Source organism: Klebsiella sp. 2-CIP_Kleb., assembly GCF_050378715.1.
In the GTDB taxonomy this organism is placed as follows: Bacteria; Pseudomonadota; Gammaproteobacteria; order Enterobacterales; family Enterobacteriaceae; genus Klebsiella; species Klebsiella quasipneumoniae.
In genome coordinates, this window is sequence record NZ_JBNRLG010000001.1 from 1,135,575 (window position 1) to 1,151,821 (window position 16,247).

17 protein-coding genes and 1 other annotated feature are annotated in these 16,247 nt (G+C 63.5%); of the genes, 12 read left to right on the forward strand and 5 right to left on the reverse strand.

Going from position 1 to position 16,247, the window contains the following annotated elements:
• The first annotated feature begins 121 nt into the window (after positions 1-121).
• From nifU to nifM, 6 genes are read left to right on the forward strand one after another with little or no spacing between them, the layout of a single operon-like run.
• Complete coding sequence (gene nifU / locus ACQUTP_RS05665) at positions 122-961, forward strand: Fe-S cluster assembly protein NifU (protein WP_004203564.1); 840 nt, start codon at positions 122-124, stop codon at positions 959-961.
• Between the two features lie 15 nt (positions 962-976).
• Positions 977-2,179 (forward strand): cysteine desulfurase NifS, encoded by a 1,203-nt coding sequence (nifS, locus tag ACQUTP_RS05670; protein WP_032456832.1) that lies wholly within the window; start codon positions 977-979, stop codon positions 2,177-2,179.
• Between the two features lie 15 nt (positions 2,180-2,194).
• Positions 2,195-3,337: a homocitrate synthase gene (gene nifV / locus ACQUTP_RS05675; RefSeq protein ID WP_032456840.1), complete on the forward strand. Its 1,143-nt coding sequence runs from the start codon at positions 2,195-2,197 to the stop codon at positions 3,335-3,337.
• A 2-nt stretch (positions 3,338-3,339) separates the two neighbouring features.
• The gene (locus ACQUTP_RS05680; protein WP_004203568.1) at positions 3,340-3,597 is read left to right on the forward strand and encodes a nitrogenase-stabilizing/protective protein NifW; all 258 of its coding nucleotides are present in this window, start codon (positions 3,340-3,342) and stop codon (positions 3,595-3,597) included.
• Positions 3,594-4,037 carry a nitrogen fixation protein NifZ gene (locus ACQUTP_RS05685; RefSeq protein WP_004203569.1) on the forward strand — a complete coding sequence of 148 codons (444 nt, stop codon included), beginning with the start codon at positions 3,594-3,596 and terminating at the stop codon, positions 4,035-4,037. The genes ACQUTP_RS05680 and ACQUTP_RS05685 overlap by 4 nt, the downstream gene beginning before the upstream one ends.
• Positions 4,037-4,837 (forward strand): nitrogen fixation protein NifM, encoded by an 801-nt coding sequence (gene nifM, locus ACQUTP_RS05690; RefSeq protein WP_065877372.1) that lies wholly within the window; start codon positions 4,037-4,039, stop codon positions 4,835-4,837. The genes ACQUTP_RS05685 and nifM overlap by 1 nt, the downstream gene beginning before the upstream one ends.
• A 22-nt stretch (positions 4,838-4,859) precedes the next feature.
• Here nifM and ACQUTP_RS05695 read toward each other — a convergent pair whose 3' ends face one another.
• Positions 4,860-5,390 carry a flavodoxin gene (locus ACQUTP_RS05695; RefSeq protein WP_032456835.1) on the reverse strand — a complete coding sequence of 177 codons (531 nt, stop codon included), beginning with the start codon at positions 5,388-5,390 and terminating at the stop codon, positions 4,860-4,862.
• A 319-nt stretch (positions 5,391-5,709) separates the two neighbouring features.
• On the opposite strand from ACQUTP_RS05695, the gene nifL reads away from it, so the two are divergent.
• From nifL to ACQUTP_RS05715, 4 genes are all read left to right on the forward strand, one after another.
• Positions 5,710-7,194: a nitrogen fixation negative regulator NifL gene (nifL, locus tag ACQUTP_RS05700; RefSeq protein WP_285755039.1), complete on the forward strand. Its 1,485-nt coding sequence runs from the start codon at positions 5,710-5,712 to the stop codon at positions 7,192-7,194.
• On the forward strand, positions 7,191-8,765 hold the full coding sequence (gene nifA / locus ACQUTP_RS05705) for a nif-specific transcriptional activator NifA (RefSeq protein ID WP_032456837.1): 1,575 nt from the start codon (positions 7,191-7,193) through the stop codon (positions 8,763-8,765). The genes nifL and nifA overlap by 4 nt, the downstream gene beginning before the upstream one ends.
• Before the next feature lie 164 nt (positions 8,766-8,929).
• Entirely contained in the window at positions 8,930-10,336 is a 1,407-nt protein-coding gene (gene nifB / locus ACQUTP_RS05710) for a nitrogenase cofactor biosynthesis protein NifB (protein WP_135722235.1), read from the forward strand.
• On the forward strand, positions 10,336-10,851 hold the full coding sequence (locus ACQUTP_RS05715) for a nitrogen fixation protein NifQ (protein WP_004203576.1): 516 nt from the start codon (positions 10,336-10,338) through the stop codon (positions 10,849-10,851). The genes nifB and ACQUTP_RS05715 overlap by 1 nt, the downstream gene beginning before the upstream one ends.
• 723 nt (positions 10,852-11,574) lie before the next feature.
• Here the strand turns inward: ACQUTP_RS05715 and plaP are convergent.
• From plaP to ACQUTP_RS05735, 4 genes are all read right to left on the reverse strand, one after another.
• Positions 11,575-12,933 (reverse strand): putrescine/proton symporter PlaP, encoded by a 1,359-nt coding sequence (plaP, locus tag ACQUTP_RS05720; RefSeq protein ID WP_004148994.1) that lies wholly within the window; start codon positions 12,931-12,933, stop codon positions 11,575-11,577.
• Positions 12,923-12,985, reverse strand: coding sequence for a membrane protein YoeI (gene yoeI / locus ACQUTP_RS05725; RefSeq protein ID WP_096335043.1), 63 nt, complete (start codon positions 12,983-12,985; stop codon positions 12,923-12,925). Before yoeI ends, plaP begins: the two co-directional genes overlap by 11 nt.
• 237 nt (positions 12,986-13,222) lie before the next feature.
• Positions 13,223-14,113 carry a LysR family transcriptional regulator gene (locus tag ACQUTP_RS05730; protein ID WP_017899703.1) on the reverse strand — a complete coding sequence of 297 codons (891 nt, stop codon included), beginning with the start codon at positions 14,111-14,113 and terminating at the stop codon, positions 13,223-13,225.
• A gap of 38 nt (positions 14,114-14,151) precedes the next feature.
• Positions 14,152-14,976: an SDR family oxidoreductase gene (locus ACQUTP_RS05735; RefSeq protein ID WP_004203585.1), complete on the reverse strand. Its 825-nt coding sequence runs from the start codon at positions 14,974-14,976 to the stop codon at positions 14,152-14,154.
• A 175-nt stretch (positions 14,977-15,151) separates the two neighbouring features.
• Between ACQUTP_RS05735 and hisL the strand changes: the two genes are divergently transcribed.
• Positions 15,152-15,202 (forward strand): his operon leader peptide, encoded by a 51-nt coding sequence (hisL, locus tag ACQUTP_RS05740; RefSeq protein WP_004899375.1) that lies wholly within the window; start codon positions 15,152-15,154, stop codon positions 15,200-15,202.
• Positions 15,178-15,300 (forward strand) — a sequence feature (His leader region). Its footprint overlaps the gene before it by 25 nt.
• A gap of 47 nt (positions 15,301-15,347) precedes the next feature.
• Complete coding sequence (gene hisG / locus ACQUTP_RS05745; protein WP_002912152.1) at positions 15,348-16,247, forward strand: ATP phosphoribosyltransferase; 900 nt, start codon at positions 15,348-15,350, stop codon at positions 16,245-16,247.

Sequence of the window (16,247 nt, forward strand, 5' to 3'; positions counted from 1 at the left end):
AGGTAATTAATAAATAAGGTTTTTATGCGTTGGTACTGCAATTGCTTGGGGAACAGTACCACCGCCAGTCTGCGGTGCACCGCGCCCCGGCGTTTTCGTCATCATCCCTGGAGCTGACAGCATGTGGAACTACTCCGAGAAAGTGAAAGACCATTTTTTTCATCCCCGCAACGCGCGCGTGGTCGACAACGCCAACGCGGTGGGCGATGTGGGTTCATTAAGCTGCGGCGATGCGCTGCGCCTGATGCTGCGGGTTGATCCGCACACCGAGATCATCGAGGAGGCCGGCTTCCAGACCTTCGGTTGCGGCAGCGCCATCGCCTCCTCTTCCGCGCTGACGGAGCTGATTATCGGCCACACCCTGACCGAAGCCGGGCAGATCACCAACCAGCAGATCGCCGACTACCTCGACGGTCTGCCGCCGGAGAAAATGCACTGCTCGGTGATGGGCCAGGAGGCGCTGCGTGCGGCCATCGCCCATTTTCGCGGCGAAAGCCTTGAGGAGGAGCATGAGGAGGGCAAGCTGATCTGTAAATGCTTCGGCGTCGACGAAGGGCATATTCGCCGGGCCGTGGTGAACAACGGCCTGACCACCCTCGAGGAAGTGATCAACTACACCAAGGCCGGCGGGGGCTGTACCGCCTGCCATGAAAAAATTGAGCTGGCGCTGGCGGCGATCCTCGCCCAACAGCCGCCCGCCCCCCTGCCGGCGGAGACGACCCAGGATGCGCACTGGCAAAGCGTGGTCGATACCATCAACGAGCTGCGCCCGCACATTCAGGCCGACGGCGGCGACATGACGCTGGTGAGCGTCACCCCGCGCCAGGTGACCGTCAGCCTCTCCGGCAGCTGCAGCGGCTGCATGATGACCGACATGACCCTCGCCTGGCTGCAGCAGAAGCTGATGGAGCGTACCGGAAGTTACATGGACGTGGTGGCGGCCCCGGCCGCGGTTAACTAACCCAAGGGGGATACGATGAAACCTGTTTATCTCGATAACAACGCCACCACCCGTCTCGACCCGATGGTTCTCGACGCGATGATGCCCTTTTTGACCGACTTTTACGGCAACCCTTCGTCGATACACGATTTTGGTCTGCCGGCGCAGGCCGCCCTTGAACGGGCGCACCAACAGGTGGCCGCCCTGCTCGGAGCCGACTACCCCAGCGAGATCATCTTTACCTCCTGCGCCACCGAGGCCACCACCACCGCCATCGCCTCGGCGGTGGCCCTGATGCCGGAGCGGCGCGAGATCATCACCAGCGTGGTCGAACATCCCGCCACCCTGGCGGTGTGCGAACAGCTGGAGCGCCAGGGATACCTGATCCACCGTATCGCCGTGGATCGGCAGGGGGCCCTCGATATGGCGCAGTTTCGGGCGGCGCTTAGCCCGCGCGTGGCGCTGGTCAGCATTATGTGGGCCAATAACGAAACCGGCGTCATGTTCCCGGTGCCCGAGCTGGCGGAGCTGGCCCATGAGCAGGGCGCGCTGTTTCACTGCGACGCCGTGCAGGTGGTGGGCAAAATCCCGATGGCGCTCAGCCAGACGCGGATCGATATGCTCTCCTGCTCGGCGCATAAATTCCACGGCCCCAAAGGGGTGGGCTGCCTCTGGCTGCGGCGGGGAACGCGGTTTCGCCCGCTGCTGCGCGGCGGCCACCAGGCGCATGGCCGGCGGGCCGGTACGGAAAATATCAGCGGCATTGTCGGGATGGGTGCCGCCAGCGAGCTGGCGCAGGTCCATCTCCCGGGCATGGCGCAGATTAGCCAGCTGCGCGATCGCCTTGCACACCATCTCCAGGCCACTATCCCGGCGGTAACGGTGATGGGCGGCAGCCAGCCGCGGGTGCCCGGCACGCTTAATCTGGCCTTCGAGTGCATTGAAGGCGAGGCGATCCTGCTGCTGATGAATCAGGCCGGGATCGCCGCCTCCAGCGGCAGCGCCTGCACCTCCGGCTCGCTGGAGCCGTCGCACGTCATGCGGGCGATGAATATCCCCTACACCGCGGCCCACGGCACCGTTCGCTTCTCCCTCTCGCGCTACACCCGGGAAAAAGAGATCGACTACGTCATCGCCGCCCTGCCGCCCATTATCGACCGGCTGCGCGCCCTGTCGCCCTACTGGCGGAACGGCCAGCCGCACCTGCAGGATGGCGCCTTCACGCCGGTCTACGGTTAAGACGGAGAGACGAAAATGGGACGCGTACTGATCAATGACACCACCCTGCGCGATGGCGAACAGAGTCCCGGCGTGGCCTTCCAGGCCAGCGAAAAAATCGCCATCGCCGAGGCGCTGTACGCGGCGGGGATCGAGGCGCTGGAGGTCGGCACCCCGGCGATGGGCGAGGAGGAGTGCGCCCGTATCCGGCTGGTGCGCCGTCAGCTCCCGGGCGCCACGCTGATGACCTGGTGCCGAATGCAGGCCGGCGAAATTCGCCAGAGCGCCGAGCTGGGCATGGACTGGGTGGATATCTCCATTCCCGCCTCCGACAAGCTGCGGCAGTACAAACTGCGCGAGAGCTTACCGCTGCTGCTGGAGCGGCTGGCGGCCCTGATCCACCTCGCCCACACCCTTGGCCTGAAGGTCTGCATTGGCTGTGAGGACGCCTCGCGAGCCAGCGACGCGACGCTGCAGGACATTGCCCGGCAGGCCGGCGAGGCGGGAGCCACCCGTCTGCGCTATGCCGATACCCTCGGTATCCTCGACCCGTTCACTACCGCGGCGCAGATCGCCGCCCTGCGCCGCGTCTGGCCCGGCGAACTCGAGATGCACGCCCATAACGATCTGGGCCTGGCTACCGCCAACACCCTGGCGGCGGTCCGCGCCGGGGCCACCAGCGTGAACACCACCGTGCTGGGCCTGGGCGAACGCGCGGGCAACGCGGCGCTGGAGACCGTGGCGCTCGGGCTGGAGCGCTGCCTGGGCGTCGAGACCGGGGTGCGTTTCACCGCCCTGCCGGCGCTGTGCGAACAGGTGGCCCTCGCCACCCGCCGCCCGGTGGATCCCCAGCAGCCGCTGGTGGGTGAGCTGGTCTTTACCCACGAATCCGGCGTGCACGTCGCGGCGCTGCTGCGCGACAGCGAGAGCTATCAGGCGATCGACCCCGCCCTGCTGGGCCGCGGCTATCGGCTGGTGCTGGGCAAACACTCTGGTCGCCAGGCGGTTAACGGCGTCTTCGACCGGATGGGCTATCACCTGACGTCAGCGCAAATTGACCAGCTGCTGCCCGCGCTCCGCCACTTTGCGGAAACCGGTAAACGCAGCCCGCGGGATGATGAGCTGGCGGCAATCTTTCACGCGCTCTGCGGCGCCGAAACGCTGCAGGCCAGGGGGTAAGCATGGAGTGGTTTTATCAGATCCCCGGCGTAGACGACCTGCGCTCCGCCGACGCCTTCTTTCAGTTTTTCGCCGTTCCCTACCAGCCCGAGCGTCTGGCCCACTGCAGCCTGCCGGTGCTGGCCGCCTTTCACCGTAAGCTGAAGGCGGAAGTGCCTCTGCTCAACCAGCTGGAGGAGAACCCGCGCGCGCACTGGCTGCTGGCGCGCCGGCTGCTGGCGGAGAGTTATCAGCAACAGTTCGAGGAGAACAGGCCATGAGACCCACATTCACCTTTAGCGAAGCGGTCCGCGTCGTGCGCGCCATCCGCAACGATGGCACCTATGCGGGCCTGCCATCCGGCGCCCTGCTGGTGCGCCGGGGCAGCATCGGCTATGTCCGCGACTGGGGGGTGTTCTTGCAGGACCAGATCATCTACCAGATCCACTTCCCGGACTGTGACCGGGTTGTCGGCTGCCGCGAACAGGAGCTGATTGCCGGCGATCGGCCCTGGCTGGCGGGGAATCTGCAGTATGGCGATAACGTCACCTGCCAGACGGCGCTGACGTTGCAGGGCGAAGTGGTGGTCAACGTCGGTCAGCAGGGGCGCATTGAAGCCACCGATCGGGGCGAGCGCGGCGACGGCTATATCGTCGACTTCGGCGGCCGCTGGTTCCAGGTGCCGGTGACCGCGCTGGCCCTGGCAGAGGAGGAAGAATAATGCAGCCATGGCAACGATTTGGCCGGCGGCGGCTGGCGCAGAGCCGCTGGAACTGCGAACCGGCGGCCATCGCCGCGGCGGACCGGGAGGCCTTCGAGGCGGCCTGGCAGCGTCAGGCCAGCGTGGAGCAGGCGCTGGTCGGCCAGATTGCGGCGGAGGCGATCCCCGCCGCGCTACGGGAAGGCCTCGCCGCTTCGCTGGGCGCCTGGCTGGATGAGGGCGGGTTTACGCCGCCGGAGCGGGCGGCGATCGTCCTGCATCATGCCCGGCTGGAAACCGCCTTCGCCGGGATTGCCAGCCAGGCGCCGCAGCCGGATCCCGCCACGGTGCAGGCCTGGTATCTGCGGCATCAGGCGCAGTTTATCCGCCCGGAACAGCGGTTGACCCGCCATCTGCTGCTCACCGTCGATGGCGACGACCAGGCGGTTTACTCGCGCATCCAGGCGCTTCATGGGCAAATCGCGGCCTCCCGCGAGGCGTTTGCGCCGCTGGCCCAGCGACACTCCCACTGTCCAAGCGCCCTCGACGGCGGACTGCTGGGGTGGATCGGCCGGGGGTTGCTTTATCCGCAGCTGGAGGAGGCCCTGTTCGCGCTGACGGAAAACGCGCTGAGCGCGCCGGTGGCCAGCGAGCTGGGCTGGCACCTGGTATGGTGCGAAGCCATCCGCCCCGCCGCGCCGATGACGCCTGAGCAGGCGCTGGAAAGCGCCCGCGATTACCTCAGTCAACAGAGCCAGCGCCGCCACCAGCGCCAGTGGCTGGCTGAGATGTTAGCGCGCCAGCCGGGGCTTTGCGGGTAGCCGACAGGCCACCCGCCAGCGTTTACAGCAGGTGCGGTTTAATCTCCTCAAGCCAGGTCGCCAGGCGCGTTTCGGTTTCGTCGAACTGGTTATCCTGGTCCAGCACCAGCCCGACAAACCGCTCCCCCTCCAGCGCCGATGAGGCGCTGAACTCATACCCCTCGTTCGGCCAGCTGCCGATCATCGTCGCCCCGCGGGCGCGCAGGGCGTCGTACAGCGGCCGCAGCCCGCTGGCGAAGTTATCGGGATAGCCGCGCTGATCGCCGAGGCCAAACAGCGCCACCGTTTTCCCCTGCAGGCTGACGTCGCCGAGGGTCTGAAGAAATTCCGCCCACGACTCGCTCTCGCCCCCGGCCTCAAGGCCCGGCAGCTGGCCGTCGCCAAGCGTCGGCGTGCCCAGCAGCAGCGCCGGGTAGGCCAGCAGGTCCGCCAGCGTGGCGCGGTTAATATTGACCGGGGCGGCGGCGGCCTCCCCTAATTGCTTGTGGATCATTTTCGCGATTTTGCGGGTTTTACCGGTATCGGTGCCAAAGAAAATGCCAATGTTCGCCATAGTACGCTCCTGTCGGAATGGTGTCGGAAATAGGGATAACCGCAGGGGTATTGCGAAGGCTGTGCCAGGTTGCCCTGCACCGTGACGGCCCATCCCTGCCCCATCAGGATCGCTTCCCGCCGCAGCAGCGCCCGCGAAAGGCGCCCCCGGCGGGCCTAAAGGTAAAAATCAGCGGATTTTCCCCCTGTCGGATCAATGTTTCGTTCGGTCGTTTCGATAAGGGCGCACAGTTTGCATGGTTATCTGGGTTCGGCTCAGCCCGCCGCGATCCGCGCACGGTGTCGGACAATTTGTCATAACTGCGACACAGGAGTTTACGATGACCCTGAATATGATGCTCGATAACGCCGCGCCGGAAGCCATCGCCGGCGCGCTGACTCAACAACATCCGGGGCTGTTTTTTACCATGGTGGAACAGGCCTCGGTGGCGATCTCCCTCACCGACGCCAGCGCCAGGATCATCTACGCCAACCCGGCGTTTTGCCGCCAGACCGGCTATTCGCTGGCGCAATTGTTAAATCAGAACCCGCGCCTGCTGGCCAGCAGCCAGACGCCGCGCGAGATCTATCAGGAGATGTGGCACACCCTGCTCCAGCGTCAGCCGTGGCGCGGCCAGTTGATTAACCAGCGGCGTGACGGCGGCCTGTACCTGGTGGAGATTGACATCACTCCGGTGCTCAGTCCGCAGGGGGAACTGGAGCACTATCTGGCGATGCAGCGGGATATCAGCGTCAGCTATACCCTGGAGCAGCGGCTGCGCAACCATATGACCCTGATGGAGGCGGTGCTGAATAATATTCCCGCCGCCGTGGTGGTGGTGGACGAGCAGGATCGGGTGGTGATGGACAACCTCGCCTATAAAACCTTCTGCGCCGACTGCGGCGGCCGGGAGCTGCTCACCGAGCTGCAGGTCTCCCCTGGCCGAATGACGCCCGGCGTGGAACAGATCCTGCCGGTGGCGATCCGCGGGGCCGCGCGCTGGCTGTCGGTGACCTGCTGGCCGCTGCCCGGCGTCAGCGAAGAGGCCAGCCGCTACTTTATCGACAGCGCCCTGGCGCGAAGCCTGGTGGTGATCGCCGACTGTACCCAGCAGCGCCAGCAGCAGGAGCAGGGCCGCCTCGACCGGCTGAAGCAGCAAATGACCGCCGGCAAGCTGCTGGCGGCGATCCGCGAGTCGCTGGACGCCGCGCTGATCCAGCTGAACTGCCCGATTAACATGCTGGCGGCGGCCCGTCGGCTGAACGGCGAGAGCAGCGGCAACGTGGCGCTGGAGGCCGCCTGGCGAGAAGGGGAAGAGGCGATGGCCCGGCTCCAGCGCTGTCGCCCGTCGCTGGAACTCGAAAGCCCCGCCGTCTGGCCGCTGCAGCCCTTTTTCGACGACCTGTGCGCCCTCTACCGCACCCGCTTCGATCCCGAGGGGCTACAGCTGGACATGGCCTCACCGCATCTGATCGGCTTTGGCCAGCGCACTCAGCTGCTGGCGTGCTTAAGCCTGTGGCTCGACCGCACCCTGGCCCTCGCCGCCGAGCTGCCTTCCGTCCCGCTGGCGATGCAGCTCTATGCCGAGGAAAACGACGGCTGGCTGGCGCTGTACCTGACCGACAACGTGCCGCTGCTGCAGGTGCGCTACGCCCACTCCCCCGACGCGCTGAATTCGCCGGGCAAAGGCATGGAGCTGCGGCTGATCCAGACCCTGGTGGCGCACCATCGCGGGGCCATCGAGCTGGCTTCCCGGCCGCAGGGCGGCACCTGCCTGACCCTGCGTTTCCCGTTGTTTAACGCCCTGAACGGAGGTGAAGCATGATCCCCGAATCCGACCCGGACACCACCGTCAGACGCTTCGACCTCTCTCAGCAGTTCACCGCCATGCAGCGGATAAGCGTGGTGCTGAGCCGCGCCACCGAGGCCAGCAAAACGCTGCAGGAGGTGCTCAGCGTATTGCACAACGATGCCTTTATGCAGCACGGGATGATCTGTCTGTACGACAGCGAGCAGGAGATCCTCAGTATCGAAGCGCTGCAGCAAACCGAGCAGCAGACCCTCCCCGGCAGCGCGCAGATCCGCTATCGTCCCGGCGAGGGGCTGGTGGGGACGGTGCTGGCCCAGGGGCAGTCGCTGGTGCTGCCGCGGGTCGCCGACGATCAGCGTTTTCTCGACCGTCTGAGCCTCTACGATTATGACCTGCCGTTTATCGCCGTGCCGCTGATGGGGCCCAACGCCCGGCCCATGGGAGTGCTGGCGGCCCAGCCGATGGCGCGCCAGGAAGAGCGGCTGCCGGCCTGCACCCGCTTTCTCGAAACCGTCGCCAACCTCATCGCCCAGACCATCCGGTTGATGATCCTCCCGGCCTCCGCCACCCTGCCGGGCCGCCAGCCGCCGAAGGTGGAACGGCCGCCGGCCTGCTCGTCGTCGCGCGGGGTGGGCCTTGACAATATGGTCGGCAAGAGCCCGGCGATGCGCCAGATCGTGGAGGTGATCCGCCAGGTTTCGCGCTGGGACACCACCGTGCTGGTGCGCGGCGAAAGCGGCACCGGGAAGGAGCTGATCGCCAATGCCATCCACCACCATTCGCCGCGGGCTGGCGCCGCCTTCGTCAAATTTAACTGCGCGGCGCTGCCGGACAACCTGCTGGAAAGCGAACTGTTCGGCCATGAAAAAGGCGCCTTTACCGGGGCGATGCGCCAGCGTAAGGGGCGTTTTGAGCTGGCGGATGGCGGCACCCTGTTTCTCGACGAGATTGGCGAAAGCAGCGCCTCATTCCAGGCTAAGCTGCTGCGCATCCTCCAGGAGGGGGAGATGGAGCGGGTCGGCGGCGATGAGACCCTGCGGGTGAATGTCCGCATCATCGCTGCCACCAACCGCCACCTGGAGGAGGAGGTCCGGCTGGGCCACTTCCGCGAGGATCTTTACTATCGCCTGAACGTGATGCCCATCGCCCTGCCCCCGCTGCGCGAGCGTCAGGAGGACATCGCCGAGCTGGCGCACTTTCTGGTGCGCAAAATTGGCCAGCATCAGGGGCGCACGCTGCGGATCAGCGAGGGGGCGATCCGCCTGCTGATGGAGTACAGCTGGCCGGGCAACGTCCGCGAACTGGAGAACTGCCTCGAACGATCGGCGGTGATGTCCGAGAGCGGCCTGATCGATCGCGACGTGATCCTCTTCACCCACCAGGAACGTCCGGCCAAAGCCCTGCCCGCCAGCGGGCCAGCGGAAGACAGCTGGCTGGACAACAGCCTGGATGAACGCCAGCGGCTGATCGCCGCGCTGGAAAAAGCCGGCTGGGTGCAGGCCAAGGCGGCGCGGCTGCTGGGGATGACGCCGCGCCAGGTCGCCTACCGGATCCAGATCATGGATATCACCCTGCCGCGTCTGTAGGCCGCGGTGTCAGGTTCAGGACATTGTCGCCCGTGCGGCGGGAACACGACAATATTTTGCCGCAGGGATGCGGAATAACACCTTTCTTTTCAGAAAGATAAAAAAAACCTCTCTGGTATGCCCTTTGCAGCAGGAAGGTATCGCCCAACCAAGAAGGTACGACCATGACTTCCTGCTCTTCTTTTTCCGGCGGCAACGCCTGTCAGTCGGCGGACGCCAGCGCGCTAGCGCCGCGGGTGGCCGACAAGGTCGCCGCGCACCCCTGCTACTCCCGCAGCGGGCACCACCGTTTCGCCCGGATGCATCTCCCGGTCGCCCCGGCCTGCAATCTGCAGTGCAACTACTGCAACCGTAAATTCGACTGCAGCAATGAATCCCGCCCCGGGGTGTCTTCGACGCTGCTGACCCCCGAGCAGGCGGTGCTGAAAGTGCGCCAGGTGGCCCAGGCCATCCCGCAGCTGTCGGTGGTTGGCATTGCCGGGCCCGGCGATCCGCTGGCCAATATGACCCGCACCTTCCGCACCCTGGAGCTGGTCCGCGACCAGCTTCCGGACCTGAAATTATGCCTGTCGACCAACGGGCTGATGCTGCCCGACGCGGTGGATCGCCTGCTGGAGGTCGGCGTGGATCACGTTACGGTGACCATCAACACTCTGGATGCCGAGATCGCCGGGCAAATCTACGCCTGGCTGTGGCTCGACGGCGAACGCTACAGCGGCCGGGAAGCCGGGGAGATCCTGATAGCCCGCCAGCTGGAGGGGGTCCGCAGGCTAACCAACGCCGGGGTGCTGGTCAAGATAAACTCGGTGCTGATCCCGGGGATCAACGACAGCGGCATGGCCGAGGTCAGCCGTTGTTTGCGGGAAAGCGGCGCGTTTATTCACAATATTATGCCGCTGATTGCCAGACCGGAGCACGGCACGGTCTTTGGCCTCAACGGCCAGCCAGAGCCAGACGCCGGGATGCTCGCCGCGATCCGCAGCCAGTGCGGGGCCGCGATGCCGCAGATGACCCACTGCCACCAGTGCCGCGCCGACGCCATCGGCATGCTGGGCGAAGATTGCAGCCAGCAGTTTACCCAGCTTCCGGACCCGGACAGCCTCCCCGACTGGCTGCCCATCCTCCACCAACGCGCCGAACTTCATGCCAGCCTCGCCACCCGGGGAGAGTCGGAGGCGGATGACGCCTGTCTGGTGGCGGTAGCCTCCAGCCGCGGCGAGGTGATTGATTGTCATTTTGGCCATGCCGACCGCTTCTCGATCTACAGCCTGTCGGCCGCCGGCATGGTGCTGGTAGGCGAGCGCTTTACGCCGAAATATTGCCGCGGCGCGGAGGAGTGCGAGCCGCAGGAGAACGAGGCCAGACTGGCGGCGCTCATCGCGCTGCTCGCCGACGTGAAAGCGGTGTTCTGCGTGCGTATCGGCCATACGCCATGGCAACAGCTCGAGCGACAGGGCATTGAGCCGCAGGTGGACGGCGCGTGGCGGTCGGTCGCCGAGGTGCTGCCCGCCTGGTGGCAGCGGCGGCGACAGAGTCTGGCGGCATCGCGTCTGCGTCAGGGGGTCGCCTGATGGCGCCGGTTGACTGGTTGACCCGCCTGTGGCGACTGTATCACGCCGGAAAAGGCTGCTTTCCGCTGCGGATGGGTCTGAGCGTCGAGGCGTGGCTGGCCCTGCAGCAGCGGTTGGGCGAGATGGCGACGCCGCTGGACAGCGAGGCGCTGAGCCGCCGCCGGCTGATGACGGAGCTGAATGCCACCCGCGACGAAGAGCGCCGCCAGCTGGCGCGGTGGCTGGCGGAGTGGATGGCGCCGGGAGCCGAACCGATGGCGCCGATCGTCGCCGGGGCGGCGCTGGCGTTTAATCATCTGTGGGAGGATCTGGGTCTGGATTCGCGGGCGGAACTGGGCCGGCTGATGCGCGACTGCTTTCCGCAGCTGGTGGCGCAGAACGTCCACCATATGCGCTGGAAAAAGTTCTTTTATCGCCAGCGCTGCCTGCAGTCGCAGGGGGAGATCGTCTGCCGCTCGCCGAGCTGCGACGAGTGCCTGGAGCGCAGCCTCTGCTTCGAACCGCCGCCGCAATAAACAACCCGCAGGTGTCCTGACCGCTAACCCAATACTGCTTCTGTTTTACCGCTTTACGCGAATATCTGCCGGGTGGCGCTTCGCTTACCCGGCCTACAGGGTTCGTGCGACCTGTCCTTGATTTACCCACTTGCGTGACTGAAACTGCCGGTGCTGGCGGCCTCAAAATCGCTGAGACGTTCCCGGAAGGCCGGGGCAGCCCGCATGGATGCGGGCTGAGGGCCGTGTTTTGCATGGACGCTGCCTCGGCCCGACCCGAAGCCTGCAGGGATAAGTCGAAGGTACCGCGTAGCGGCGATTTTGCTGGCCGGAGCCCGGGGGTACAGGGGGCGGCGGCGACTGGCCGCCCCCTGTGCGCTCCCTGCGCCATGAGAGACATAACGCAGAAGACTTACCGGGAGCGCAATGCCCGCTGAAGCCACAGATAACATAAAAGACTTCCCAGCAGTGCTTTCCCTCACCCTAACCTCTCCCGGGGGGAGAGGGAACCGTCCGGCAGTCGTTTCCGTGGCCAACATATTGCCGGGCAAGGACAGCGGGCACGGAGCCGCTTTTGTGCCGGGTAGCCACTGCGCCTGACCCGTCCTGCAAAGACCTGCCGTCAGCTTATATCCCCCAGACCCGGCAAGCGCAGCGCCGCCGGGCAAAAGATATAGCACCGGGCCAAACGAAAAAAAGCCGGAGGTTTCCCTCCGGCTTTTCTCATTCAGATCACGCTACGCCTTACGCCACGTCTTCGTACTGCGGCACCGGGTTGCGGAAGCTTTTGGTCACGCAGGCCAGATAGACCAGACCGATACCGGCCCAGATCAGGCCCAGAATCATCGAGCTCTCTTCCAGGTTGACCCACAGCGCGCCGACGGTCAGGGCGCCGCACATCGGCAGGAACAGATACTGGAAGTGGTCTTTCAGCGTCTTGTTGCGTTTCTCACGGATCCAGAACTGCGAAATTACCGACAGGTTAACAAAGGTAAACGCCACCAGCGCACCAAAGTTAATCAGCGCCGTCGCCATCACCAGGTCGAAGTTAATCGCCAGCAGGGCAATAGCGCCGACCAGGATGATGTTCATCGCCGGAGTGCGCCAGGTCGGGTGGACGTAGCCGAAGAAGCTTTTCGGGAACACGCCGTCACGCCCCATCACGTACATCAGACGCGCCACGCCAGCGTGCGCCGCCATACCGGAAGCCAGTACGGTGATGGTGGAGAAGATCAGCGCGCCCACCTGGAAGGCTTTACCTGCCACGTAGAGCATAATTTCCGGCTGTGACGCATCCGGATCTTTAAAGCGCGAGATATCCGGGAAGTACAGCTGCAGGAAGTAGGTGGCAAAGATGAAGATCAGGCCGCCGATCAGCGCGGTCAGGAAGATCGCGCGCGGAATGACGCGCTCTGCATCTTTGGTCTCTTCAGACAGGTTGCTGATGCCGTCGAAGCCGGTAAACGAGAAGCACAGGATCGTCGCCCCGGTAATCATCGGGATCACGTGCGCGTCACCGGACCAGAACGGACGGCTGCTGGCCAGCGTACCGGCGCCTTCGCCTTCAAACACGCCATAAATCACCATGCCGAGAATGACGGCAATCAGCACCACCTGCAGCACCACGATCACGGTGTTGAAGTTGGCCACGGATTTAATGCTGCGCAAGTTAAAGGCGGTCATAAAGGCGACCAGCGCGATAACAAACACCCACGACGGAATCGAAGGCACCAGCGCTTCAAAATAGATTTTCGCCAGCAGAATGTTGATCATCGGCGCGAACAGGTAGTCGAGCAGCGAGGACCAACCCACCATAAAGCCAACGGTCGGGCTGATGGATTTCTGCGCATAGGTATACGCCGAGCCGGCGGACGGGTAACGACGTACCAGCTTGCCATAGCTCAGGGCAGTAAACAGGATAGCGATTAACGCAAAGGCGTAGGCCGTCGGCACGTGACCGTCGGTCATACCAGAGACGATACCAAACGTATCGAACAGCGTCATCGGCTGCATATAGGCCAGGCCCATCATTACAACCGGAACTAGCGTAAGTGTTTTACGTAATTCCACGCGAGAGGTATTTGGAGTAGCGTTATGCGACATAGTTATCCCCTTTTACGGTGAACGCCAGCGCGTAAGCAAAAAATTGCCCCATTTCTTTCTATTCCTCAGCGACAACGACTGTCGGTTTTTAGTAAATATCTATCCGGTACGAAGCCCGGCCTCTTGGTATTGAATGATGTGTCTTTCGACCAAAAAAATAACCGACACTTTAAAAAAAAGCGTCGGCTAGTCTCTGGTTTTCAGGCCGCATATTTTGCAACAAATTCAACGGCGTTGACAAGATGTTATGAAGTTCATTGCGTAAGCATATTTTTTAACGTGCTAATATCTATACGGTTTCCATATGATAAATTGTAAAAATAGCACTATTTGCTAATAGCGTTTCCCGCCACCATTTGCCAGCCAAACCGCAGGTAGCGTCATTCCAGCCGATCCACGCGTGCTGACGAGGCGACTGCCCGCGCACGGTCAAGCTGACCAGTTCGCCGCTCTCCAGCAGCCCCTGCACCTGGTAACGCGGCAGGCAGCCCCACCCCAGCCCCATGCGCAGCAGCGCCAGCTGCGCCGTAACGTCACATACCGTCAGGGTCTCCTGATCGCCGAGCAGCGCCCCGCCCTCGCCGGTGGCGACCGCGCGGTAACGGCGCAGAGTTCGCCAGCTCAACGGGGCGCGACGCTCCGCCAGAGGATGCTGCGGGGAGACCACCAGCTCCAGATCCAGCTCGCCAAGGGGAAGATAATCATAGCCGCTCAGCGGCGGCGGCTCGCCGAGCGCCCCCAGCAGGAGATCGGCCTGCCCTTCAGTCAGCGGCCGCCAGTCCAGCAGCGAGGGGTTCAGCGTGAAGTGCAGCCGGGTCAGCGGCTGCTGTTGATAAAATGCGGCGATCAGCGGCGAGAGTTGCGCCACGGGAAAAGTGCTGTCCACCGCCAGGCGGAGGGTATGCTCCCACCCCTGCTGCAGCTTAACCGCCCGGATCTCCAGTTCGCGGGCGATATGCAGCACTTCCCGTCCTTTCTCCAGCAGCATCTGTCCGGTGGGGGTAAAGCGCGCGCGGTGACCGCTGCGGTCGAGCAGCTGAATATTGAGATCGCTTTCCAGCCGGTGAATGGTGTAGCTCAGCGCCGAGGGCGTTTTAAAGAGCCTTGCCGACGCCGCGGCAAAGCTCCCCTCTTTTTCCAGTGCGTCGAGGATCACGAGGACATCCAGCAGTGGTTTCATCGCTACCCCCTTACGGTATGCGAATCACCGCTGGCGAATCACTCCATCGGCATCACCAGCGGATCGGGGTACTGGTATTCAAACCCCAGCTCATTGCAGATTCGATTGCCATCCACAATCTTGCCCTGGCCGCCGTCCGGGCTATCACTGAACACCGGCGGCGGCAGCCCCAGCTCGCGGGCCATCTGCGGATAAAAGAGGCCGCGTGCCGGATGGCGGGGCGCACATAGATTATAGATGTGCCCGCCCTTCGGAGCCTGCAGCAGCAGTTCGATGGCGGCCACCACATCCTGCAAATGCACCAGATTGACCACATGCTGGCCATCCGGCGCCGACTTGCCGGCGAAAAAACGTCCCGGATGACGGGACGGCCCCACCAGCCCGGCCAGGCGCAGAATATCCACCGACGTCCCCGGCAGGTTGTGCAGCCAGTCTTCCAGCTCCTTGAGCACCTGCCCGCTGGCGGTCTCCGGCAGGCGCGGGGAGTTCTCTTTCACCGTGCCGTTGACGTTGCCATACACCGAGGTGGAGCTGGTGAAGACGATCCGCGGAATATGGTACGCCAGCGCGGTATCGACGATCTCCTGCACCGCCTGCAGATAAAACCCTTCCCCCGCGCCGGTCCGCCGGGCCGGCAGCGTGATCACCAGCGCATCGACGTTCATCAGCGCGTCGAGGTCCTCGGTATCACAGACCAGCTGCGGCTCCAGGCGCAGCGGATAGCTGTCGATCCCGCACATCCGCGCCGCCTCCACGCCATCCTGCGTGGTTTTACTGCCGGTGACCTGCCAGCCTCGCGCCGTCAACGACAGCGCCAGCGGCATCCCCAGCCATCCCAAACCGACTATCGCGACCTTTTTCATCCCAGGCTCCTGACTCTTTCGCTGTGCTGATTACAGGCTACGCCAGCCAGCGGCAACTGACAATTTCTTCGCTCAATGTGAAATGAATTAATGATAGAAAAAAGCCCTTGCTTTCTGCGGCGGAAGTGGTTTAGGTTAAAGGACATCAAATGCATAGTCATTCACAGAGAATTTTATGAACCGCGTTCAATTTAAACACCACCATCATCACCATCATCCTGACTAGTCTTTCAGGCGATGTGTGCTGGAAGACATTTGGATCTTCCAGTGGTGCATGAACGCGCAGAGAGCCCCCGGAAGATTCACTTCCGGGGGCTTTTTTTTGGACCAAATTCGGACAGATTCAGACAGGTATTCAGAGGAAAAGAACAATGTTAGACAACACCCGTTTACGCATAGCTATTCAGAAATCAGGCCGTTTAAGCGAAGATTCACGCGAATTACTCAGCCGCTGCGGCATTAAAGTCAATTTGCACACCCAGCGTCTGATTGCGCTGGCGGAAAATATGCCAATCGACATTCTGCGCGTGCGTGATGACGATATCCCGGGCCTGGTGATGGACGGTGTTGTCGACCTCGGCATTATCGGCGAAAACGTGCTGGAAGAAGAGCTGCTCAGCCGCCGCGCCCAGGGCGAAGACCCGCGCTATTTCACCCTGCGCCGTCTGGACTTCGGCGGCTGCCGCCTGTCGCTGGCGACCCCGGTGGATGAAGCCTGGAACGGCCCGGCGGCGCTGGACGGCAAACGTATCGCCACCTCTTACCCGCACCTGCTGAAGCGCTACCTCGATCAAAAAGGTATCTCCTTTAAATCCTGTCTGCTGAACGGCTCCGTGGAAGTGGCGCCGCGCGCCGGCCTCGCCGACGCCATTTGCGACCTCGTCTCCACCGGCGCCACCCTGGAAGCCAACGGCCTGCGCGAAGTGGAAGTGATCTACCGCTCCAAAGCCTGCCTGATCCAGCGCGACGGCGAAATGGCCGACGCCAAACAGCAGCTGATTGACCGCCTGCTGACCCGTATTCAGGGGGTGATCCAGGCCCGCGAGTCGAAATACATCATGATGCACGCCCCGACCGAACGCCTTGAGGAAGTGGTTGCCCTGCTGCCGGGCGCCGAGCGTCCGACCATTCTGCCGCTGGCAGGCGACAAGCAGCGCGTGGCGATGCACATGGTCAGCAGCGAAACCCTGTTCTGGGAGACCATGGAAAAACTGAAGGCGCTGGGAGCCAGCTCCATTCTGGTGCTGCCGATTGAGAAGATGATGGAGTAA